The organism is Candidatus Palauibacter sp. (genome assembly GCF_965208055.1).
Taxonomy (GTDB): domain Bacteria; phylum Gemmatimonadota; class Gemmatimonadetes; order Palauibacterales; family Palauibacteraceae; genus Palauibacter.
Genome location: NZ_CBDBNY010000004.1, coordinates 815,581 through 837,571, shown reverse-complemented (window position 1 = coordinate 837,571; position 21,991 = coordinate 815,581). Strand labels below are relative to the sequence as shown.

The window sequence follows — 21,991 nt, the reverse complement described above, 5'->3', positions numbered from 1 at the left end:
ACATCGCGAAGAGCGCCTGACGCGTCGAGCGACACCGCGGTCGCAACCGCGACGCGGAGCCCCGCTCGAGGTCATCGCCGAACGCTCGCCGAAATGGCCCGATTTCTCGCCCAAGGATCGGATTACAAGTCGTAGCTTAATCGATTCACAATGTGATCTGCGATCCGATCCTCCGGCGTCTGTTCGCTCGTTTCCGGTCGTAGCAGGAGGAAAGTATGTGGAATCGCCACCGCATCCTCGCCGTTGCCGCCGTCGGGCTGTGCGCAGCGTTGTGGACCTACGCCTGCGGCGACGGCACGACCGACCCTCCGCCCCCCGATCCTCTCCGCGCGACGACGGTCACGGTGACGCCCGCGACGGCCGAGCTGACGTCGCTGGGCGAGACCGTGCGGTTCACCGCTCAGGTGCTGAACCAGAACGGGCAGGCGATGGCGGGGGCGCCGGTCGCGTGGTCATCGAGCGACGCCTCTGTGGCGACGGTGGACGCGTCCGGGCTCGCGACGACCGCGGGCAACGGGACGGCGACGATCACGGCGACCTCGGGCTCGGCGTCGGGAACGGCCGCCGTGACAGTGGCGCAGACGGTGAGCACGGTCGCGGTCTCTCCGGCCGCCGACACGCTGGTGGCGCTGGGCGACACCGTGCGCCTGACGGCCGAAGCGTCCGACGCGAACGGTCACGCCGTGGCGGGCGCCGAGTTCACCTGGGCGTCCGGCGACACGGCGGTGGCGACGGTGGACGCGTCCGGGCTGGTGACGAGCGCGGGCGCGGGACAGGCCGAGGTGACAGCCACCGCGTCGGGGGTCGCGGGCGGCGCGGCAATCACCGTCGTGGACCCGGCGCCGACGACCGTTGCGGTCACGCCCGACATGGTGGCGCTGACCGCGCTGGGACGCACCGCGCAACTTGTCGCCGAGGTGCGCGATCAGGTCGGCCGCGTCATGGAGGGCGTCCCGGTCGCCTGGTCGAGCTCGGACACGACCGTCGCGACGGTCGATTCGGCGGGGCTGGTCACGGCAGTCGGCGGCGGCGCGTCCACGGTCGCGGCCAGCGCGGGCGAGGCCTCGGGCGAAGCTCTGGTGACGGTGATGCAGGCGGCCGGTTCGGTCGTCGTGACGCCGACGGTGGACACCGTCGCGCTTGGCGACACCTTGCGGCTCGTCGCAGAGGCCTTCGACGGCAACGGCCACGCCATCGCGGACGCCGAGTTCGAGTGGTCGTCGAGCGACGTCTCGGTGGCGACGGTGGACGACTCGGGGCTGGTGCGGGGTGTGGCGGAAGGCGCGGCGACCATCACGGCGGCTTCCGGAGGCGCGCGGGGAACGGCCGCCATCACGGTCGAGAATCCGGACCGGGCGGCGCTGGTGGCGCTCTACAACGCGACCAACGGCCCGAACTGGGTCGACAACACCAACTGGCTGACCGACGCGCCGCTGCACCAGTGGTACGGCGTGTCCGCCGACGCGTCCGGTCGCGTACTCGGGCTCAGTCTTTCGGGTCAGTCCGGAGGAGGCAACTACCGCAAGCGCCATGGACTGTCCGGCTCGGTACCGGCCGAACTGGGCAACCTCTCCAACTTGAGGACGCTGGATCTCGGGGTAAACCGTCTCACGGGGCCGATCCCTGCCGAACTCGGCAACCTAGCTCAATTGAGGACGCTATGGCTGGCCGGCAACCACCTCACCGGCACGATTCCCACCGAGTTGGGCAACCTGGCTCATTTGGAGGCGCTGTCGTTTTCCGGCAACCGCCTCACCGGCCCTATCCCGCCCGAACTTGGGAACCTCGGCGATCTGAGAAGCCTGTATCTCAGGAACAACGCCCTGAGCGGCCCGATCCCTCGAAACTTCCTAGAACTTGACCGGCTCAGCACGTTCTTCATCGTGGGAAACGAAGCTCTGTGCGTGCCCGGGAGCTCCGCGTTCGTTGCGTGGCTGCGGGGACTCGAATACCGGGATGGGGACTCGCTCTGCAACGCGGCCGACGCGGCCGTGCTCGGGCAACTGTACGAACTGGCGGGCGGCACGGGTTGGAACAGATCTCACGGCTGGGCGGGCGACGGCGCGCTCGAGGAGTGGCACGGCGTCAGCGCCGATTCGCTGGGACACGTCACCGCCCTCGACCTGACGGCCAACGGGCTGGCTGGGCAGTTGCCGCCGACTTTGGGCGAACTGACCCGCATGACCGAACTGAGGGTTGCCGACAACCCGGGCCTTTCCGGCCGGCTGCCGCTGTCGCTCGCGAACCTGTCGCTTGCCGAGTTGCGCTACGCGGGCACCGGCCTCTGCGTCCCCGCGAACCAGTCTTTCGAGGACTGGCTGAACACCATTTCCTCACACGATGGCACGGGCGCGGAGTGCGCGCCGTTGTCGGACCGGGAAATACTCGAGATCCTGTACGAGGCGACCGGCGGCCCCGACTGGTTGAACAGCGAGAACTGGCTGACCGACGCTCCCCTTAGCGCGTGGCACGGGGTCGTCGGGGACGAGGGAAGGGTCGTCGAGCTGAGTCTTTCTCGAAACAACCTAGCCGGCCTCATCCCGCCGGAACTCGGCGACCTTGCCAGTCTGCGGCGGCTGGACCTTGCCAAGAACGATCTGGAGGGGACCATCCCGCCCGAACTCGGCGACCTTGCCAGCCTGGGGCGGCTGGACCTTGCCGAGAACAATCTGGAGGGGACCATCCCGCCCGAACTCGGCGACCTTGCCTATATGTGGGGGCTGTACCTTGCCGAGAACGATCTGGAGGGCACGATCCCGCCCGAACTCGGCCGCTTGTCGCGCCTCCATACCCTGAATTTGTTTGACAATCGACTCGCGGGTCCAATTCCTCCCGGACTGGGCAACCTCGACAGACTTCAGTGGTTGTACCTTAACGCCAACGATCTGGCGGGTGCGATCCCGCCCGAACTCGGCAACCTCGACAGACTTCAGCGGTTGTACCTTAACGCCAACGATCTGGCGGGTGCGATCCCGCCCGAACTCGGCAACCTCGGCCGCCTGAGTCGCCTCTCGGTCGGCCTCAACAACCTGGAGGGTCCGCTACCGCTGGAGTTGGGGAACCTGGGAAGCCTTCTGGAATTGGGGCTTGCCGGCAACGCCGGGCTCTCCGGGGCGCTCCCCTCCACGCTGACCCGATTGGGGGACCTTGAAGCGCTCGTAGCCTCCGGCACGAACCTCTGCGCGCCACGCGATCCCGGGTTCCGGCGGTGGCTGGACGGCGTCGAGACCCGGCACGTGAAGCTCTGCGATGGCGGCGGACCGGCGGCCGCGTATCTCGTGCAGGCTGTCCAGTCTCGAGAGTTGCCAGTGCCGCTGGTTGCGCGACGTGAGGCGCTGCTGCGGATCTTCGTGACCGCGGCCCACGACAACAACGAGCGCCTCCCTCCCGTTCGGGCCTCTTTCTACCATGGCGGCGCGCTTGCTCATGTCGCCGATATCGCCGCTGGGACCGGCCGGATTCCGACCGAAGTGGACGAGGGATCTTTGGCGGCGTCGGCCAACGTGACTGTCCCGGCAGAAGTCGTGCTGCCGGACCTCGAGATGGTGATCGAAATCGACCCGGACGGGACACTGGACTCCGGTCTGGGAGTGGCGAAGCGGATTCCCGAAACGGGACGCCTGCCGGTCGAGGTTCGGGAGATGCCGCGCTTCGAGTTGACGCTGATTCCCTTCATATGGACCGAGGCGCCCGACTCGACCATTCTCGACGCGGTCACGTCAACGGTCGCGGACCCCGAGGAATGGCTGTGGGGCTGAGCTCGAGCAACAACGGCTTCGACCTGCTTCGCCAGACGAAGGCGATTCGCGCGATGGAGGGCGGCAGCGGCTACTTCATGGGCACGATGGCGCGGCCGGTAACGGGTCCTAGTGGAGTGGCCACGCTCGGCGGATGGAATCTGTTTTCGCTGCTGCCCGGCCCGACGGCCCACGAACTCGGGCATAGCTTCAACCTGAGGCACGCCCCGTGCGGCGGCGCCGGAAGCCCGGATCCGGCGTACCCCTACAGTGGAGCGCAGATCGGCGCGTGGGGATACGATCCCTTAGGGGGCGTCGTGCCTCCGACCACGACGGACATCATGAGCTACTGCGGAGGCTGGATCAGCGACTACCACTACGCCAATGCGCTCCGCCACAGGCTGATCAAGGAGGGCGCGCCCGCCGCCGCTCCGGCCACCGCTCTCATGCTGTGGGGCGGGATCGACGCGGACGGCGCTCCGTTCCTCGAGCCCGCGTTCGTGGTCGACGCCCCGCCGACGCTACCCGACTCCGCAGGTAGCCATCGCCTCACGGGACGGACCGGGAGCGGCGCCGAACTCTTCTCGTTCAGCTTCGCCATGCCCGAAGTCGCCGATGGCGACGGGAGTTCCGGCTTTGCGTTCGCCTTCCCGGGGCGGTCGGGGTGGGAGGCGTTGGCCAGCGTCACGCTCTCCGGCCCCGGGGGCTCCGTCACCCTGGACGGGGACAGCGACCGTCCCATCGCCATCCTGCGCGATCCCCGCAACGGACAGGTCCGGGCGATTCTGCGGGACGTGCCGGATCCGGCGCGGGCGCAGGCCGATGCGGCGTCCGCGCTCGGCACCGGGCCGGGGCTGGAAGTGCTGTTCAGTCGAGGGATCCCGAGCCGGGCGGCGTGGAGGCCGTAAGTGACGACTGAAATGCGCCGTGCTCAACCGATCTTGACAGTGCTTCTCATACTGGCCGGTGGCGCTTGGGCTGTCGCGTGCGGCGACGGGACGACCGAACCTCCGCCTCCCCCTCCTCCGCCCCCGGATCCTCCGCGCGCGACGACGGTTGCGGTGACGCCGGCGGAGGCCGAACTGACGGCGCTGGGCGACACCGCGCACTTATCCGCTCAGGTGCTGGACCAGAACGGCCGGGCGATGGCGGGCGCGTCGGTGACCTGGACGAGCGGGGACGCCTCGGTGGCGACGGTGGACGCGTCGGGGCTCGCGACGGCCGCGGGCAACGGGAAGGCGACGATCACGGCGACCTCGGGGTCGGTCTCGGGGAGCGCGGCGGTGACGGTGGCGCAGGCGGTAAGCAGGGTATCGGTCTCTCCTTCGGCCGACACGCTGGTGGCGGGGGGAGACACGCTGCGGCTGGCGGCGGCGGCGTTGGATGCCAACGGGCACACGGTGGCCGATGCCGAGTTCGAGTGGGCGTCGAGCGACACCACGGTGGCGACCGTGGACGCCACGGGGCTGGCGACGGGGGTCGGACCCGGCGAGGTGGAGATCACCGCCTCCTCGTCCGGGGTCGCGGGCCGCGCGTCACTCACGGTGGTGGCTCCGGCGCCGACGACCATCGGAATCGCCCCGGACACCTTGGCGCTGACGGCGCTGGGACAGACCGGGCAACTCAGCGCGGAGGTGCGGGACCAGCGCGGGCGTGTCATGGAGGGCGTCCCGGTCTCCTGGTCGAGCGCGGACACGACCGTCGCGGCGGTCGATTCGGCGGGGGTGGTGACGGCCGTCGGCGGCGGCGCGTCCACGGTCACGGCGAGCGCGGGCGAGGCCTCGGGCGAAGCGCAGGTGACGGTGATGCAGTCGACCGGCTCGGTCGCCGTGACTCCGGCGGCGGGTACGGTTGCGCCCGGCGACACCCTACGCCTTGTGGCCAACGCGTTCGACAGTAACGGCCACGCCATCGCGGTTGCCGAGTTCGAGTGGTCGTCGAGCGACGTCTCCGTGGCCACGGTGGACGAATCGGGACTCGTCCGGGGTCAAGCCGAAGGCACGGCCACGATCGCGGCGGCGTCCGGCGACGCGCGGGGCACAGCCGACGTCACCGTCGAGAACCCGGACCGGTCGGCGCTCGTGGCGCTCTACAACGCCACCGATGGCCCGAACTGGGTCGACAACACCAACTGGCTGACGGATGCGCCGCTGGGCGAGTGGTACGGGGTGGACGCCGACGCGTCCGGGCGCGTGGTCGGGCTCGATCTTTCGGGTCGCTGGGACGACGATGCGCAAGAAACGATAGACCATGGCCTCACCGGCTCAATCCCGGCCGAACTCGGCAACCTCGCCGACTTGCGGGATCTGTGGCTTTCCTCCAACGCCCTCACCGGCCCGGTCCCCCCCGAACTCGGCAACCTCGGACATCTTGGAAGCTTGGTCCTCAGCGACAACGCCCTGACCGGCTCAATCCCGGCCGAACTCGGCAACCTCGCCGACTTGCAGGAGCTGTGGCTTTCCTCCAACGCCTTCACCGGCCCGGTGCCCGCCGCACTCGGCAAGCTCGGCCACTTGCACTGGCTGGATCTTTCCGGTAACGAGTTGGCAGGCCCGGTGCCCGCCGAACTCGGCAACCTCGCCGACTTGCGGGGGCTGTGGCTTTCCTCCAACGCCCTCACCGGCCCGATCCCCGCCGAGTTGGGCAACCTCACGAGGTTGACGAGCCTTCGCCTTTCCTCCAACGCCCTCACCGGCCCGGTCCCTTCAACCTTCCTGCGACTTGACCGGCTTAGCGTCTTCATCATCGGGGGAAACGAAACCCTGTGCGTCCCCGGAAGGTCCGCCTTCGTGGCGTGGATGCGGGAAATCGAACACAGGGGTGCCGACTGGGAGAGCCTGTTCTGCAACGCGGCCGACGCGGCTGCGCTTAGCCCGGATTTCTCACACGCCCCCCGGAAGTGAACGGCGGAAGCCCGTTCGTGCGTAGTTGGCCGTGTAACGTCTCCATTTGGGGTTCGAGGATAGTTCCGAGGGTGTCGGAGGGAGCTGTTTCGGGCCGGTGGGGAGCGATCCGGAGTCGGATGCTCGGTGCCTGGAGACACCGGTGCCCGGGCCGGAGGCGGCTGTGCGGTCTCTGGGGCGGAGTTGCGTGCCGCGGCGGGCGCTACGTGGGGAAGCTGGCGTGGACGCGAGCGAACTCGGCGGTGAAGGGGTGGTGGGCGTCCATGGCGACGGCGATGCGTCGCATGGAGACGGAGACGCGGGCGCCGATCCTGAGGAGCTTCAGTCGCAGGGAGTGGGCGGTGGCTCGAGCGAGGCGCGTGTGTGCGAGGGCGGCTCGGAGGCGGATCATGAGGACCGAGGCGAGGGCCGAGAAGAGGAGCCTGAGCTGGTTGGCGGCGATGGGGGTGGCGGAGGTGCGCCCGGCGAACAGGTCGAGCTGCTGCTCCTTGATGGCGTTCTCGGCGTTGCCCCTGGGGCAGTAGATGCGCTCGTAGACGGTCCGGGGAGCGATCGTATCCGGGAGCGAGGTGACGACGAAGCGGGGGTTGGACTTGCCGGGGATGTGTTCGCACTTGGCGACGACGCGGCGGCGGCGGGACCAGCTGGTTCGGGTGGCGTGTGCGAACTCGGAGTAGAAGCGCACCGGGCGGCGGCGGCCCTCGGACTCGACTTTGGCGGCGAGGAGTTCGGGGCCGACCCTTCCGGCGAGGCGGTCGTTCCTGGCGAGGCCGAGGACGTAGTGGATGTTCCGCGCCTCGCAGAAGGCCATGATCTCCTCGCGGGCGTATGCGGAGTCGGCCCGGATGAGCAGTTCGACGTTGGGCCAGCGGTCTCTGAGTTGGGTGACGATGCGGTCGAGTTCCTCGACGGTGCCGCGGGCCGGATCGGTGTTGCCGGGCCGGAGGACGGCGGCGAGCGGGTGGTGTCCGCAGAAGACGTACAGCGGCAGGAGGCAGTAGTGGCCGTAGTAGCCGTGGAAGAAGCGGCCCTGTTGCCTTCCGTGCGTCTCGTCGTCGGTGCAGTCGATGTCGAGGACCAGGCGTGCGGGGGGCGGGCCGGTCCGCGACTCGATGAACAACTCGGTGAGGAGGGCCTGCATCGCCTGCGGGTCGTGGCTGATCCTGTGGTACCGGCCCGGCTCTCCACCTCGGGGCGCGTGTTCGAGCCGGTTGAGCGTGCTCTTGCCGGCCAGGGCGGCGCAGTCCTTCCGGGTGGCCCCGGTCTTGTCGCCGAGAAGGCCCAGCACGGGATCGTGTCGCAACTGGTCGTGGTCGTTCAGATCCTCGTAGCCGAGGGCGAGGGCCACGATGCGTTGGGCCACCAGCGTGGAGACGGAGTGCTCCGTGAGCCGCGGATCGCGGTGGTCGGTGAAGCAGGCGGCGACGCGGTCGAACAGGCCGATCGCTCGCCCGCTCTCCCTGAGCAGCAGCGCCCCGGCGTGGGAGGTGATCGTGCCGCCGTTGAATGCGGCCGTGACTCTACGGCCCTGACAGCCTTGAAAGGCGAACGAGATGGGCTTACGCTGTGTCGGCACCGGTCCTCCTTTTGTGTAGCCGCCATGTTATTGGGGAATAACAATTTAGCGACTACTGGAGGCCGGTGTCTACTTCATCCTGTGAGAAATCCGGGTTAGGCAACTGTACGAACTGGCGGGCGGCGCGGGCTGGAGCCGGTCGGACGGCTGGGCGGGCGACGGCGCGCTCGAGGCACGGCACGGCGTCAGCGCCGACTCGCTCGGGCGGGTCACCGCCCTCGATCTGACGGCCAACGGGCTGGCCGGGCGGCTTCCGCCGACTTTGGGCGAACTGGCCCGCATGACCGAACTCAGGATCGCCGACAACCCGGGCCTTTCCGGCCGGTTGCCGCTGTCCCTCGCCAACTTGTCGCTCCGGACGCTTCACTACGACATGACGGATCTCTGTTACCCGGCGGAGACATCTTTTCGCGACTGGCTGAACACCATTGCGTCGCACGAAGGCACGGGCGCGGAGTGCGAGCCGCCGATGGACCGCAAAGTCCTCGAGGTGCTGTACGGGGCGACCGGCGGCCCGCAGTGGACCAACTCCGAGAACTGGCTGACCGACGCGCCGCTGGGGGAATGGTACGGAGTCGACGTCGACGGTGAGGGAAGGGTTCAAGTCCTGGGGCTGTTCGGGAACAACCTGTCCGGCCCGATTCCGGTCGAACTGGGAAGCCTCACCGGTCTGCGAGAACTCTACCTGCGAGATAACGCGCTGACGGGTCCGATTCCGGCCGAGTTGGGGAACCTCACCAGTCTGCGGAGACTCCTACCTGTCAGAGAACGACCTGTCCGGTCCGATTCCGGTCGAACTGGGGGGCCTCACCAGCCTGCGGAGACTCTACCTGTCAGAGAACAACCTGTCCGGTCCGATTCCGGTCGAACTGGGGCACCTCGCCAATCTGGAAAGACTCCGCCTGGAAGATAACGCTCTGACAGGTCCGATCCCTCCCGAACTGGGCGGTCTCGCCAACCTTTGGCTACTGTACGTCCGAAGCAACAACCTGTCCGGCCCGATTCCGGCCGAGCTCGAGAGCCTCACCAATCTGCGATACCTCGACCTGTCGGGGAACGCTCTCACGGGTCCGATCCCTCCCGAACTGGGCAGCTTGCGGATGAGGGCCCTGTACGTTGCGAACAACGCGCTGTCGGGTCCGTTGCCCCCGGAGTTCGGCAGCATGACGGGCCTCCGGGAACTCGGTTTGACGAACAACCGCGGGCTGGAAGGGGTCTTGCCGAGCGGTCTCGCCGAACTCGACCCATTCGAGGTGCTTCTGGTCGGCGGTACGGGTCTGTGCGCCCCCTCCGACCCCCGCTTCCAAGCGTGGCTCGACGGCGTGCACAAACGGCGCGTCGGCCTCTGTGAGGCGGGGCAACCCCCGATGGCGTACCTCGCCCAGGCGGTTCAGTCGCGGGAGTTCCCCGTTCCGCTGGTCGCGGGCAGGGCGGCGCTCCTGCGGGTGTTCCCGATCGCGCAGCGAGCGACCGGCGCGGGCATTCCGGCGGTTCGGGCGCGGTTCTTCGTCGGTGGCCGGGAAGTTCACGTGGAGAACATCCCGGGCAAGTCCGATCCGATCCCCGATGCGGTCGATGAGGGCAGTCTGTCGAAGTCCGCCAACGCCGAGATCCCGGCCGAGGTCATACAGCCGGGGCTCGAGATGGTGATCGAGGTCGATCCGGACGGCGCGCTCGATCCCGCGCTCGGGGTCGCGACGCGGATTCCCGAGTCGGGCCGCATGGCGGTGGACGTGCGGGCGATGCCTCTATTCGACCTGACGCTCATTCCGTTCATCTGGAGCGAGACGCGCGATTCGTTGATCGTGGGCCTGGTCGAAGCCATGGCCGCGGACCCGGAGAACCACGAGATGTTCTCGGACACCCGCGCGCTGCTCCCGGTCGGCGATCTTGTCGTGACGGCGCACGAACCGGTGCTGAGCACCAGCAACAACGCCTTCACGCTTCTCTACCAGACCGCCGCCATCCAGGCCATGGAGGGCGGGACGGGTCACTGGAAGGGCATGATGAACTGGCCGATCACCGGCGCCGGCGGAGTGGCCTGGGTTCCCGGCCGGTCGAGTTTCTCTCAGCCGAGCCATAGCACCGTGGCGCACGAACTCGGCCACAACATGAACCTCCATCACGCGCCCTGCGGTGGCCCGCGCCGCGCGGACCCGTCGTTCCCCTATTCCGACGGGACGGTCGGCGTCTGGGGCTACGACTTTCGGGACGGCGGCGGTCTGGTTCGGCCCTCCATCCCCGACCTGATGTCGTATTGCGGCCCGCCGGACGGCGTGAGCGACTACCATTTCAGCAACGCGCTCCGTTATCGGCTGTTCGACGAGGGCCCCTTGGCGGCAGCCGTGGCCGCTCGGACCAGGTCGCTCCTTCTGTGGGGCGGGATCGACGCCGACGGCGTGCCGTTCATGGAACCGGCCTTCGTGGTCGACGCCCCGGCCGCGCTGCCGGACTCCGCCGGCGTGTACGAAATCGCCGGACGCTCCGCGGCGGGCGCCCAACTCTTCTCCCTGAGCTTCACGATGCCGGAGACCGCCGACGGTGACGGGAGCTCCGGCTTCGTCTTCGCGCTCCCGGTCCGGCCCGCGTGGTCCGCGAGCCTCGCGAGCATCACGCTGACCGGCCCCGGCGGCTCCGTTACCCTGGACGGCGACAGCGACCGTCCCATGGCCATCCTGCGCGACCCCCGCAGCGGACAGGTCCGGGCGATTCTGCGGGACGTGCCGGATCCGGCGTGGGCGCGGGCGGACGCGGCGGTCGCACTCGGCGCCGGGCCGGGGCTGGAAGTGCTGTTCAGCCGCGGGATCCCGGGCCAAGCGGCGTGGAGGCCGTAGGCTCCGTCCGTCTCATTGCCCGGGCCGGATCGTAGGCCGCCCGCGGGCGATACCGTGCGCCGACTCCACCGCACAACGCCTTGTCCGGACGGATCGCAATCGCCGCCGCGAAACCCTTACCTTATTGCGATGAGTAGGGAGATGCGGCACAAATGTAAGGCAAACGGAGGTGCGGCCATGCTCGAATCCCCGGTAACGAAAAAAGGACAGACCACGCTCCGCAAGCCCGTCCGGGACACGCTGGGCGTGCAGGCCGGCGACCGCGTGCGCTACATCGTCCTGGACGGCGAGGTGCGCATACTGCCCGTGCGCCCGATCCGTCGGCTATTCGGCGTATTGAAGCACGACGGGCCACCCGTCACCGTGGAGGAAATGAAGCGAGCCGCAGCCGACGGGGCGTCCGAGGAGTGATTGCCCTCGACACCAACGTTCTCGTCCGCTACCTGGTGTGCGACGACGAGCGGCAGGCGGAGTCCGCCCGCGCTTTGCTGGAATCGCTCACGACGGAACGTCCGGGTTATGCCTGCCGCGAGGCTGTCGTGGAACTCGTCTGGGTCCTGGAACGGGCCTACGGGGTTTCCCGCGAACGGGTCGCGGCCATCCTGCAGGAGCTCGTGGCGACGCAGAGCCTCGTGATCGAGGCCGCCGACGACGTGGCCCGAGCGGCGTTTCGCTACCGGGCAGGTGGTCCGGGATTTTCGGACCTGATGGTCCTTGCCGCGGCGGAGCGGTCCGGAGCGCGGCCGCTCTATACGTTCGACCGGAAGGCGGCGCGATTGGAGGGTGCCGAATTGCTGCGCTGAAGACCGGCAGCGTCCGCATTCGCTATTCGGACATGTTTTTGTGGGGTCCGGCGGGACGATGGGATGCGAGCTTGGCTGGACCGGCACCCTTACCCGGTATTGGCGGCATCGTAGGCCTTTGCTGCGCGGGCGGCATGGCTGCTCGCCACACCATTTGGGACGGAGATGGGAGAATGGGAATCCCTCTTAGCTGGGACAGTCTTCTGGATTGGTGGAACGCCGCGGCCGGATACGCCGCCAGTCGATGGATGCCGAGCCTGAGCGTCGTTCTGCTCGCTGCGGCCGCCTACTTCCTCGGCGGCTGGATTCTGCGGCGGGTGCAGAACCGGGTGGCGGCGCGGACGGACACGGATCTGGACGACGAGTTTCTGCGGACGGCCCGGAAGGTGTTCCGGCTCGGTGTCGTGGCGTGGGCTGTCTGGAGCATCGCCGATCTTTGGACCCCCGGGGAAGCGGAGATACAGCCCGCGTCTTGGGTGTGGGGGATCTGGACCGGACTCATCTTTTTTCCCATCAGCCGCCTCGTCGTCCACATGCTCGGAGCGTTCGAGGCGAGGGCCGTGTCGCGCGGCGGGGGGGTGCTGGACGAAACCGCCTTGCCGATGGTCAACCGGTTCGTGCGGTTCGCGGTGGTCGCGACAGGCGTATTGCTGGCCATGGCGCAGCTGGGACTGAACATCGGTCCGCTTCTCGCGGGCGCCGGGGTCGTGGGCCTGGCCCTCTCCCTCGCCGCCAAGGACACGCTGTCCAACCTGATCGCGGGCGTGCTGCTCATTCTGGACCGCCCCTTCCAGGTCGGGGACAGGATCGAGTTGTGGTCCGCCCCCCGGGAGACGGGCACCTGGGGGGACGTGGTCGAGATCGGCCTGCGCGCAACGAAGATCCGCAATCCCGACAATCTGGTCGTGGTCGTCCCGAACAACGAGATCATGCGGCGCGATATCGTCAACTACACGATGTCGGGCGGGGACATCCGGCTGAGGATACCCTTCTCGTGCACTGATGCGGACATCGATGCGGCCAAGTCGCTGCTGGTCGAGGTGGCCCGCGGGGTCGAGGGGGTGAAGGCGGATCCGGCGCCGGTCGCGATCGTTCGAGGTTGCGGGCCGTCGGAGGTGAATCTGCAGTTGCGGGTGTGGATCGTGGACGCGCGCAAGCGGCGGCGCATAGGCGACCAGATCACGGAGCAGGCAGTCCTGGCGTTCACCGATGCCGGTGTGGAGATGCCTTATCCCAAGCAGGAGCTGTACATCAGGCGGGACGGCTGGGCATCACCCGGCGAAAGCGAGTGAGTCGGGCGACCCGGTGAGCGCGACGGACGGCCGGCGTTCGCTCAGCAGCCAGATCCCCTCGCTACATCGAGCCGGGCCCGCGCCCTGCCGGAATCTGCGTCTATTCGTCGTCGTCGTCGACTCCGACCGGCAGCTTGTTGAATGTGTTGTGAACCAGACGCGCGAGGGGCGACTTCGGGAACGTTCGGATAACCGTGAACAGAAAGGCGGCGAAGGCCGCGAGCGAGGCGAGAATCGGTTCGAACGCGTCGCGAAGCCGACCCAGGCGCCGCCCGACCGAGGGACTGACGTACTCGGCGTGGTATTCGTCCAGTTGCACGGCAAGCCGGCGTCCGTCCTTCCGCTCCCAGGCCAGTTCGGCCGCGGTCCTGCCGTCGTGGTTCGTGGCGGTCAGAAGTTGGCGCCTGACCTCTCGCGGAACGCCCTCCACGAGGTGCCGCACGATCACGGGCCTCGTGGCCACGCGCGCCGCGGCGTGGAGGGGTGTGTCGCCCGCCTCATCCTCGACCAGCACCAATTCGTGCCGGTGTTGTTCAACCATCTCGGTCACGAGTCTGTCTATGGCCCCGACATTCGCATCGGGCCGGAGCAGGGCCGCGTGCAGAAGGGATGTGGCGGTTCCGTCATCCCACCGGAAACTGCGGCTTTCGAGCAGTCCGGGGTTGTGGTCGAGGAGAAGATTGGTCGCTTCTTCGGGAATCGGGCTGAATGCAACCGCCACGCCGAGCGGAGTGGCTCCTGCTCTGTACCCGGCCGTTAGCGTGTCCAATCCGGGGATATCGAGAAGCAGTTGGATCACATCGGGGAACTTGCTGTGTTCCGCCGCCTGAATGAGCGGCGTTCCCGCCAACGAGTCGTACGGCACGGCGGCGAGCCAGGCCGGCATGCAGTTTTCGACGTCGAGGACGGCGGCCCGCTCGAAGTACTCAAGCTCTCTGCGCCAGGCATCGCAGCGGTCGGCCAAACGCCGGGTGACAACCAACCCGGAGCGGGCCGATACCGGATCGGGGGCCCCTCCAAGGCCGGGGGCGTCGATGGCGTACGGCTCCAGGACGGCGCGATAGGAGCCGGTCGACCGGGCCGTGAACGCGATGGCGGGTTCGGCGTCCCCCTCCCGGTCGCAGGCGACCTCCGCGTCGGTGTCGTCAAAGACGCAGATGTCGAGATCGGTTGCCCTCGCCTCTCCGGCGCCCGACACCCGGTAGTCCTCGCCCGCCTCAACGTGAAACGACAGCTGGGGACGAGAACCTTCGACGGACAGAGAGCCGACGACCAGGCCCCAGTCGTCGCGACTCGGGACGGCCCCGCCGTCATCGCCGGGGAGATCCCAACCCTCGCCCACCAGCGATGTCAGGGCGCCGAGCGTCGTGATCGAGGAGATGTCGCCGACCATCCCGATTTGGTCTTCGGCCGCGCGGGAAGGAGTGCGCGTCAGAACCGCGAGTCCCGCGTAGGAGGAAGGTCCATCGATCGCCACAGCCGTGAGCAGCGCCTCGCGCACGCCGGTTCCGTCGGCCCTGAAGTCCAGGACAGGAGCGGGATCCCGCAGCACGTGACATGCAATTTCCCGCGCCGAACCGCCGTCCGTTGACGGCCCGGGATCGACGGCGCAGAGATCGAGATCGAGTACGCCCGGCGCGCCGACACCGACGATTCGGTAGTCCCCACCGGTCTCCACGGGGAAGGAAAGCCGCTTTTCATCGCCTTCGGCGATCCGGGAAATCGCCATCGACCACGAATTGTCCATCGCCTGAAGCTGCCAGCCGGGCTCCACCCGCGCGAGGATCCGCCTTGTCACCTCCGCGACCTCGCGGCCGGCTTCCGCCTCCTGGGCTTGGCCGGGACTGGCTCCAAGGGCCGCCGCAAGGGCGAACCCAGTGAGCTTCGCCGCACCGTGGCGGCGGGTTGCCGACCCCCGCCGGCCGAGATCCGATCGCGCCACGAGTTCAGCCTTTACGCATGGCGGCCACCATTGCCCGAATGATCGCTTCGCTCGCGCCGCCGCGGCTCAAGGAGAGCAACTCCTCCGCGGACACGTCGAAATTCACCTCGCACTCGGTGATGAGGTCGATCATCGCGTCTTCCTCAATCCCCTTCGCGACCATGTCCATGACGTCTTCGTTGTTGAGGATCCGGCGGGTTGCGGAGGCCTCCTCCAGATGGGTCCGCTCGGCGGACACCTCGCACGGCCCTCGAATGCCGTCCGGGCGCTCCCCGGCGCGCCCCGTTGCGCACGACACGCAGGAGACAAGGCCTACTGCCGCGAGAATGGCGCGGCTCGCGTCTCGCCAGCGGACGCGGGTTCGTTGAGGGCGAGCGGGGATTGGATCGAAACTCGACATGTCTGACCCTCCGGGACTTCCTTTCGATGGTTGACGATGAAATTATTACAAAAAATGCGCCGACGCTTCCCCCAATCCTAGGGGGCAATTGTCCGCCGGTCCGCTGACGGCCTTTCCCTATTCGATCAACCCCACCGTCCCGATTGTGGCCGTGTGCCCGGCTCCCTATCGTGCCGTTCTCAACGGGGGCCCTGATCGGGCTGGTGGTCTCGATGTCGACGAAACGGACCGTTTCCCGTCCACCATCACCATACGACAAAGGCGACGAAAATGCCGGATGCAGACGGACCTCCGCGGGAGAACGGCGGCGACCCGCAGGCCGACGGCGGAGCGGCGCACGGACCGGACTCGCTGGTCTTCAAGTCGGACCGGCCGTGGCCGAACGCCCGTCTGCGCGTGGGAGCGATCGTCGGGCACGCGACACCCGATTCGGTGCGGCTGTGGCTGCGCACGGGCGGTCCGGGACGCTTCACGCTGCTGCTCTACGATTGCGGCGAGGCGATGGAGTCTTCTTCCGTGCGGGCGGAGCTTCGGGCCGCGCTCGGCAGGGTGCCGGTGTCGGCGGAGGAGACCGGCGACATCCTGAACGCAGCGCACACCCTTCCCTTCGAGGTGGCCGGGTACGCCGACGACACCACGCGCGTGCTGGACATCGGCGATCTGCGGCCGGACACGCGCTACGGCTACGCGCTGCACTCGGCCGGCGACGGCGGCAAGGTGATCCTGGGACACAACCGCCTGCGCAGCTTTCGCACCCCGCCGCGGGAAGATGAACGGCGCCGGTTCCAGATCGCGCTCTTCTCCTGCCACATGCCGTACCGCGTGAGCGGGCTGTTCCGGAAGCGGACCGATGTGGGCGACATCGATGCGTGGGACTTCCTCGGCGCGACGCTCGGCCGGCACCGCGACAGCGTCGACGTGGTGATCGCCGGCGGCGACCAGTGCTACAGCGACGGGGTGGCGACGCTGGACATCTGGAAGATGCTGAACCGCGGCATGCGCCGGGAGGGGGGCGAGCTGCTGCCCGACGAGCGGTCCATGCGGAGCTGGTACCGCGACATCCACCGGGGATACTGGGGCTTCGAGGGCGTGCGCCGGGTCTTCGACGCCTACCCGACCTACATGATCTGGGACGACCACGAGATCGGCGACGGCTGGGGGTCGCACTATCTCGCCGACGATGGCCCGGACGACGGCCTGGCGCGCGTTCTCCCGGACCTCGAGGAAAAGGGGCTGACCCGCGACGACGGGCGGCGCCTGGTTCGCCGCATGTTCCGCGCGGCGTGCGATGTGTACCGGGAGTACCAGCACAGCCACAACCCCCCGACCGATGCCGGCGTGTGGGACTACTCGTTCACCCGGGGCGGCGCGGCCTTCTACGTGCTGGACGGCCGCGGCCACCGCGACATCGAGCGCGACGGTTTCCGCATCCTGGGCGAGGCCCAGTTTCGCCGCTTCGAGGCGTGGGCGGAGGCGCTCGATCCGGAGGAGACCCCGTTCATGTTCGTGGTTTCGGCCGTGCCCGTGCTGCACGCGAGGTCGGCCCTGGCCAACGCGGACCTCAGGTTCCCGCTCCGCGAGGCGGGACTCGGAGACGACCTGCGCGACTCGTGGGAGCACAGCCTGCACGACGAGGAGCGGGCCGCGCTCATGGAGGTGCTGTTTCGGGCGGCGCGACGCGGCGTGCGGCCCTGCATTCTGAGCGGCGACGTGCACGTGTCGGCCGTCTTCGACATCGCCGACGATGACGGACACCGCGTCTGGCAACTGACCTCGAGCGCCGTGACCTACCACGTGCCCCGCGCGCTGGGCTGGGCGCTGCGGTTCGGAGCGGCCGACGACGGGGAGACCCCGGAGGGATACGCGTTCAGCCGGCTCGCCCTCTACACCGGCACCTCCTACGCTCTCGTAGAGGTGGATCCCGACGCGGGCGAGGCATGGTTCAAGCTGTACGGCAAGCAGATCGTAGAGGAGCCGACCCCGGAGCGGGGCAGGCAAGCCGTGCCCCTCAGCCACTCCGTCGCCAAGATCAGACTGTTCTAACGCCGTCGAGGTCGTACGCCGCCTTGAGGCGGGACCATGCGCCGGCCCCACAGCCAAACGCCTCGTCCGGACGAACCGCCATCAAGCGACGCCCTGTCGAGCGATCTCCCCGATGTCAGGGTTCGTCGGCATGGAGTGCACGGGTTCCGTCGCCCCGGTAGCCGTAGACGAGGGTCACGCAGCCGGGGGTCGCCTGGGGGCAGTAGTAGCTCAGGATCCTGAGTTTGGCGTAGCGGCCCTCCGCCGTGCGGATGACGTACGTCTCATCCTTCGGCTCCAGGAGGTGGGAGAAGAACCCGTAGCGGTACCAGCGCTCCAGCCCGGGCGTCGCCGGGCCCTCGTCCAGCGCCCCCTCGGTCGTCGCGTAGCCCGAGGCGGGCGCCTCGGTCACGGCCGGCCACGGTTCGGGGATCGCGATCGCGCCGCCCGCGCCGGGGTATCCAGGGCCGCCGTTCACGATGATGTGGTAGCGGTTCAGCGCGAGGTCCCAGCCCGCCAGCGGCCCCTCTACCGCGCTCCGCTTGTCGAAGTCGAAGTAGACCCACTCGGACCCGTCCCGCGCATCCACCGTCACCGTGTCCACGACGAAACGGTCCGCCGCCGGCCGCGGCGCGACGGGCGTGGGGACGAAGCTCAGCGGGTCGGGCCGGGAGAGCGAGCCCGCGACGACGGCGGCGAGGACGAGGACGAACGCGCCGCCGCCGAGGTACAGGCCGAGCGGTCTGCGGGCCGCCGCGTCCGTCTTCTTCCGATCTTCCCCGGGCACCTTGCTACCGAGGCGACTCGGAGTTCAGGAACCGGGCCAGGTTCGCCAGATAGTAGGCCAGGCCGGCCGCCGCGAGCGCGAACAGCACGCCGATGGCGAGGGCTCCGAGGCCGCCGCCGGCGGTGAAGATGCGGAACTCCCACGCGGCGAACACGGCGCAGAACGCGATGGCGGTGGCGATGAGGAAGCGGTGAAAGCTGATGATCGACATGCGGTCGTCCGTTTCGCGGTCGGTGCGGCCCGGTGGCCCGCGGCCGCTTCGCCACGGACTGCCGCTCATCGTACCATGACGGGACACGCGCCGAAACTTCACCCTGCGGGAGCCCGCACCCCGATGACGCCCGGAATCCGCACATACCACGACGTGGACGAGATCCCGTCCGGCCTGCCGGACCAGATCGCGGCGCAGGACGGGCGCGTTCGGGCCAGGCTCGCGGCGGTCGGAAGCGTGGTCGGCATCATGAGCGGCAAGGGCGGGGTGGGGAAGAGCCTGATCGCGGCCCTCCTCGCGACGGCGCTCGCGCGGCGCGGCGACCGGGTGGGCCTCATCGACGCGGACCTGAACGGGCCCAGCGCCGCGCGCCTGCTCGGCGTCGAGCCGGGAAGCCTCGCCGAGGGGTCGGACGGCCTGCAGCCCCCCGTCTCCCCGGCGGGCGTGCGGCTGATGTCGATGGCCCTCCTCCTCGAGCCCGGCCGCGCCCTCGACTGGCGAGAGCCGGCGGACGCGGGTTTCGTGTGGCGGGGCGCCCAGGAGAGGGGGGCGCTGCGCGAATTCATCTCCGACGTGGCCTGGGGGACGCTCGACGTGCTCCTCGTCGACCTGCCGCCGGGCGCCCAGCGCCTCGCCGAGCTGCACGGGCTCGTCCCGGAGCTCGCGGGCGCCGTCGCGGTGACGATTCCGAGCCCGGCCTCGCGGGACTCCGTCGCCCGCTCGCTCGATCTGGCGCGGGCGCGCGGCCTGCGCCTCCCGGGCATCGTCGAGAACATGTCCGGCGTACACTGCGACGACTGCGGGGCCGTCTCTCCCCTGCACGCCGGGAACGCCGGTGAGGATCTCGCCCGCCGCTTCGAGGCGCCGCTGCTCGCCCGCGTCCCCTTCGACCGGCGGCTCGGGGCCGCGGCCGACGCGGGCCGGCTCGATGCGTGGTGGGCCGAGGCCGGTCCGGCGGCGGCCGCCGTCGAGCGCGTGGCCGACGCGCTCCGCGCCCTCCCGGCGGGAGATGGCGGGTGAAGTTCCTCTGCGTCGACTGCGACCGGCAGATGGCGTTCGAGGAACGGGCCGTGCCCGGCGATGGCACGCTCGCCGCCGTCTTCACCTGTCCCTCCTGCGGCCGCCGGACGGCCATGCTGGCGAACCCCATGGAGACGCAACTCGTGAGCTCGCTGGGGGTCAAGGTCGGCGGCCGGACCGTGCCCGACGCGAACTTCGAGGGCATCCGCACCGGCGTGACGGCGGGGCGCGAGGACGCGTTCGCGCCGGCCCCCGAGACGCCGTCCGATACGCAGGCGGGGCCGGTGCGCTGGAACGTGGACGCGGTCGAGCGCCTCGGCCACGTCCCCTCGTTCGTCCGCGGAATGGTGAAGAAGATCTACAACGAGTACGCGAAGGAGCGGGGAATCGAGGAGATGACGCCGGAGATCATGGACCGCGCGCGGTCGGATCTCGGTCTGGAGGGGATGTAGTTCGTGGCCGGGAACGGAGACGACGCGGGCGGCGGCGCGGCGGCGGACGCGCCCGATCCCCTGATCGAGCGGGAGGTGCACGGCCTGCGCGCCGTCATCGACCGCGACCTGTGCGTGGGATTCGGGGACTGCATCGAAGAGGGCCCCGAGGCGTTCGACCTCGATGAGGATGGCGTCGCCGTGTTCACCACGCCCGAACACGCATCGAGGAGCCGCTTCGTGGAGGCATGCGCGTCCTGTCCGGTCGATGCGATCACCGTCTGGGAGGACGGAGTCGAGATCGTCCCGTGACGCGCGGCCGATCCCCTCCGGAGCCGGCGGACTCCGCCGAGGGCGCAACGCCTCCCGGCCCGGGGGCGGCCGGGGCGCTCGTGGCCGCGGAGGCGCTCGCCTACGACTATCCCGATGGTAGTCCCGCCCTCAGGGACCTCTCGCTCGACGTCCGGGAGGGGGAACGCCTCGCGCTCCTCGGCCCGAACGGATCGGGAAAATCCACGTTCCTGCGCCTCCTGGGCGGCGACGATGTCCCGGGAATCCGCCGGGACCCGCGAGTCGACGATGCCGGCCGGCGCTGGCTCGCCCCCGACCAGCCCGCTTTCCGCACCTGGCTCAGCGGGCGCGAGAATGCGGCCGTCCTGCTCGAACTCCACGGCGCTCGGCCCGGGGAGGCGCGCGCCACGGCGGACGCCTGGCTCTCGCGCTTCGGGCTCGAGACCGACGCGGACCGCCCCGCCGGCGCCTACTCGAGCGGCATGCGGCGGCGGCTCGCCCTCGCGACGGCGTTCGCAACAGCGGCCCCGCTCCTCCTCCTCGACGAGCCGTTGGCCGGGCTCGACCCCGGCGGCCGGGCGGCCTTTGCCGAAGCGCTCGCCGACCACCGCGCCGCCGGGCGGACGGCCGTGCTTTCCGCCCATGATCCCGCCTTCGTCGCGGCGCAGTGCGACCGCATCGCGTTCATCGTCGACGGACGCTGCGCGATTGTGGACACCCCGGCCCGGCTGCTGGAGCGCGTCGGCGCCCGTCCCCGCGTGGAGATCCGGTTCGCCGGGGGGCGGAATCCCGATCCGGCCGCCCTCGGCCCCGCCCCGGAGGGTGTGCGGACGTCGACCTGGGACGAGGGCGCGGCGATCGTCGAAGTCGAGGACCCGAGCCGGGCCCTTCCCGGGACGCTGGCCTGGGTTCTGCGCGGCGGCGCCGCCGTCGCCTCCGTCGACGTCCGGGAACCCGATCTCGCGGACGCCTTCGCGACGTTGACGGGCCGGCGGCTGGAAGAGGGCGTCCGGTGACGATCTGGCGCCTGGCGTGGCGCTCCGCCCTCCGGCGGCGGCGGTTGTTCCTGTGGAACGTGGCGGTCCCGCTCCTCCTCCTGACGCCCGTTGCCCTCAGCGCGGCCGCGGCGCCGCACCGGGTCGCCGTGTTCGGCGTTTTCATCGTCTTCTTCGGAGCCTTCGGCTCGGCCATCCCCGCCGTGCGCGACGCCCGCGACGGCTGGCTCGATGAGATCCTCCGCGCCGGTTACTCCGCGCCCCGCTGGCTCCTCGAGCGCACCCTCGCGGGCATGACGATCGACGCGCTCCAACTCGCGCCGGCGGTCCTCATCCTCCTGTGGTCGGCCGATGGTCTCGGGGCGGGATCCGTCGTCCTCCTGTCCGTCCTCGCCACGCTGTGGTTCACGAACCTGCTCGGCCCGCTCGTGGCGGCCGCGGTGCGCTCGCTCGCTGAAGCGGCCCTCGCCTCGGCGGCGCTCTCCCTCCTCCTCCTGCACTTCGCCGGGTTCTTCCGGACCCCGGCTCCGGGCTGGACCTCCTTCGTCGCCGAGTGGAATCCGTACACCCCGCTTCAGTCCGCCCTCTCGGCAGGCGCAAGCGGGATTCCCATGGACGCTTCCGTCTGGCTCCGCAGCCTTCTCGTCGCGGCCGGCTTCACCTTCGGGGCCGCGATTTTCGCCGCGGATTGGAGCCGTCGCCTCCGTTGGCCGCGGACCTAGCGTCGTGTCCCCGGAGGGCGTTTGA

19 protein-coding genes and 1 pseudogene are annotated in these 21,991 nt (G+C 69.4%); 15 read left to right on the top strand and 5 right to left on the bottom strand.

Annotated features, from left to right (window positions below; translation table 11 throughout):
• Positions 1-215 precede the first annotated feature (215 nt).
• The 3 genes from ACOGXI_RS03935 to ACOGXI_RS03925 all read left to right on the top strand — a co-directional run bounded on the left by ACOGXI_RS03935 (position 216) and on the right by ACOGXI_RS03925 (position 6,640).
• Entirely contained in the window at positions 216-3,758 is a 3,543-nt protein-coding gene (locus ACOGXI_RS03935) for an Ig-like domain-containing protein (protein WP_419937582.1), read from the top strand.
• Complete coding sequence (locus ACOGXI_RS03930) at positions 3,743-4,645, top strand: M66 family metalloprotease (RefSeq protein WP_419937581.1); 903 nt, start codon at positions 3,743-3,745, stop codon at positions 4,643-4,645. Before ACOGXI_RS03935 ends, ACOGXI_RS03930 begins: the two co-directional genes overlap by 16 nt.
• 153 nt (positions 4,646-4,798) lie before the next feature.
• A complete protein-coding gene (locus ACOGXI_RS03925; RefSeq protein WP_419937580.1) occupies positions 4,799-6,640 on the top strand; it encodes an Ig-like domain-containing protein in 1,842 nt (613 codons plus the stop codon).
• Between the two features lie 202 nt (positions 6,641-6,842).
• On the opposite strand, the gene ACOGXI_RS03920 is transcribed toward ACOGXI_RS03925, so the two are convergent.
• Complete coding sequence (locus ACOGXI_RS03920; protein WP_419937579.1) at positions 6,843-8,216, bottom strand: IS1380 family transposase; 1,374 nt, start codon at positions 8,214-8,216, stop codon at positions 6,843-6,845.
• A gap of 280 nt (positions 8,217-8,496) precedes the next feature.
• Here ACOGXI_RS03920 and ACOGXI_RS03915 point away from each other — a divergent pair, with 280 nt between their 5' ends.
• From ACOGXI_RS03915 to ACOGXI_RS03890, 6 genes and pseudogenes are all read left to right on the top strand, one after another.
• Complete coding sequence (locus ACOGXI_RS03915) at positions 8,497-9,129, top strand: hypothetical protein (RefSeq protein ID WP_419937578.1); 633 nt, start codon at positions 8,497-8,499, stop codon at positions 9,127-9,129.
• Positions 9,014-9,307 (top strand): annotated as a pseudogene (locus ACOGXI_RS03910) (hypothetical protein); the annotation flags it as partial. The gene ACOGXI_RS03915 and the pseudogene ACOGXI_RS03910, both read left to right, overlap by 116 nt.
• Positions 9,308-9,316: 9 nt before the next feature.
• A complete protein-coding gene (locus ACOGXI_RS03905; protein WP_419937577.1) occupies positions 9,317-11,050 on the top strand; it encodes a M66 family metalloprotease in 1,734 nt (577 codons plus the stop codon).
• A gap of 177 nt (positions 11,051-11,227) precedes the next feature.
• A complete protein-coding gene (locus tag ACOGXI_RS03900) occupies positions 11,228-11,461 on the top strand; it encodes an AbrB/MazE/SpoVT family DNA-binding domain-containing protein (RefSeq protein ID WP_419937576.1) in 234 nt (77 codons plus the stop codon).
• Entirely contained in the window at positions 11,458-11,853 is a 396-nt protein-coding gene (locus tag ACOGXI_RS03895) for a PIN domain-containing protein (protein WP_419937575.1), read from the top strand. Before ACOGXI_RS03900 ends, ACOGXI_RS03895 begins: the two co-directional genes overlap by 4 nt.
• 173 nt (positions 11,854-12,026) lie before the next feature.
• Positions 12,027-13,145: a mechanosensitive ion channel family protein gene (locus ACOGXI_RS03890; protein WP_419937574.1), complete on the top strand. Its 1,119-nt coding sequence runs from the start codon at positions 12,027-12,029 to the stop codon at positions 13,143-13,145.
• 100 nt (positions 13,146-13,245) lie between these two features.
• Here ACOGXI_RS03890 and ACOGXI_RS03885 read toward each other — a convergent pair whose 3' ends face one another.
• Together ACOGXI_RS03885 and ACOGXI_RS03880 are read right to left on the bottom strand one after the other, a co-directional pair.
• Positions 13,246-14,943, bottom strand: a complete 1,698-nt coding sequence (locus ACOGXI_RS03885) for a hypothetical protein (RefSeq protein WP_419937573.1) — start codon at positions 14,941-14,943, stop codon at positions 13,246-13,248.
• Between the two features lie 148 nt (positions 14,944-15,091).
• Positions 15,092-15,325 carry a hypothetical protein gene (locus tag ACOGXI_RS03880; protein WP_419937572.1) on the bottom strand — a complete coding sequence of 78 codons (234 nt, stop codon included), beginning with the start codon at positions 15,323-15,325 and terminating at the stop codon, positions 15,092-15,094.
• Between the two features lie 432 nt (positions 15,326-15,757).
• Between ACOGXI_RS03880 and ACOGXI_RS03875 the strand changes: the two genes are divergently transcribed.
• Complete coding sequence (locus ACOGXI_RS03875) at positions 15,758-17,530, top strand: alkaline phosphatase D family protein (RefSeq protein WP_419937571.1); 1,773 nt, start codon at positions 15,758-15,760, stop codon at positions 17,528-17,530.
• A 115-nt stretch (positions 17,531-17,645) separates the two neighbouring features.
• Here ACOGXI_RS03875 and ACOGXI_RS03870 read toward each other — a convergent pair whose 3' ends face one another.
• Together ACOGXI_RS03870 and ACOGXI_RS03865 are read right to left on the bottom strand one after the other, a co-directional pair.
• Entirely contained in the window at positions 17,646-18,296 is a 651-nt protein-coding gene (locus ACOGXI_RS03870; protein ID WP_419937570.1) for an HmuY family protein, read from the bottom strand.
• Between the two features lie 4 nt (positions 18,297-18,300).
• The gene (locus tag ACOGXI_RS03865) at positions 18,301-18,507 is read right to left on the bottom strand and encodes a hypothetical protein (RefSeq protein ID WP_419937569.1); all 207 of its coding nucleotides are present in this window, start codon (positions 18,505-18,507) and stop codon (positions 18,301-18,303) included.
• Between the two features lie 123 nt (positions 18,508-18,630).
• Here ACOGXI_RS03865 and ACOGXI_RS03860 point away from each other — a divergent pair, with 123 nt between their 5' ends.
• Genes ACOGXI_RS03860 through ACOGXI_RS03840 form a run of 5 tightly spaced genes read left to right on the top strand, consistent with a single transcriptional unit; the run spans position 18,631 to position 21,966 of the window.
• On the top strand, positions 18,631-19,527 hold the full coding sequence (locus ACOGXI_RS03860; protein ID WP_419937568.1) for a P-loop NTPase: 897 nt from the start codon (positions 18,631-18,633) through the stop codon (positions 19,525-19,527).
• Positions 19,524-19,979, top strand: a complete 456-nt coding sequence (locus tag ACOGXI_RS03855) for a PCP reductase family protein (protein WP_419937567.1) — start codon at positions 19,524-19,526, stop codon at positions 19,977-19,979. Before ACOGXI_RS03860 ends, ACOGXI_RS03855 begins: the two co-directional genes overlap by 4 nt.
• Before the next feature lie 3 nt (positions 19,980-19,982).
• On the top strand, positions 19,983-20,270 hold the full coding sequence (locus ACOGXI_RS03850; protein WP_419937566.1) for a ferredoxin: 288 nt from the start codon (positions 19,983-19,985) through the stop codon (positions 20,268-20,270).
• Positions 20,267-21,265 carry an ATP-binding cassette domain-containing protein gene (locus ACOGXI_RS03845; protein ID WP_419937565.1) on the top strand — a complete coding sequence of 333 codons (999 nt, stop codon included), beginning with the start codon at positions 20,267-20,269 and terminating at the stop codon, positions 21,263-21,265. The genes ACOGXI_RS03850 and ACOGXI_RS03845 overlap by 4 nt, the downstream gene beginning before the upstream one ends.
• Entirely contained in the window at positions 21,262-21,966 is a 705-nt protein-coding gene (locus ACOGXI_RS03840) for an ABC transporter permease (protein ID WP_419937564.1), read from the top strand. The genes ACOGXI_RS03845 and ACOGXI_RS03840 overlap by 4 nt, the downstream gene beginning before the upstream one ends.
• Positions 21,967-21,991 lie beyond the last annotated feature (25 nt).

Excerpts from the sequence above, each read along its gene's own strand:
- ACOGXI_RS03905 (WP_419937577.1), top strand. The coding sequence starts at position 9,317 with ATGAGGGCCCTGTACGTTGCGAACAACGCGCTGTCGGGTCCGTTGCCC.
- ACOGXI_RS03900 (WP_419937576.1), top strand. The coding sequence starts at position 11,228 with ATGCTCGAATCCCCGGTAACGAAAAAAGGACAGACCACGCTCCGCAAG.
- ACOGXI_RS03930 (WP_419937581.1), top strand. The coding sequence starts at position 3,743 with ATGGCTGTGGGGCTGAGCTCGAGCAACAACGGCTTCGACCTGCTTCGC.
- ACOGXI_RS03860 (WP_419937568.1), top strand. The coding sequence starts at position 18,631 with ATGACGCCCGGAATCCGCACATACCACGACGTGGACGAGATCCCGTCC.
- ACOGXI_RS03865 (WP_419937569.1), bottom strand. The coding sequence starts at position 18,507 with ATGTCGATCATCAGCTTTCACCGCTTCCTCATCGCCACCGCCATCGCG.
- ACOGXI_RS03890 (WP_419937574.1), top strand. The coding sequence starts at position 12,027 with ATGGGAATCCCTCTTAGCTGGGACAGTCTTCTGGATTGGTGGAACGCC.
- ACOGXI_RS03935 (WP_419937582.1), top strand. The coding sequence starts at position 216 with ATGTGGAATCGCCACCGCATCCTCGCCGTTGCCGCCGTCGGGCTGTGC.
- ACOGXI_RS03875 (WP_419937571.1), top strand. The coding sequence starts at position 15,758 with ATGCCGGATGCAGACGGACCTCCGCGGGAGAACGGCGGCGACCCGCAG.
- ACOGXI_RS03915 (WP_419937578.1), top strand. The coding sequence starts at position 8,497 with ATGACCGAACTCAGGATCGCCGACAACCCGGGCCTTTCCGGCCGGTTG.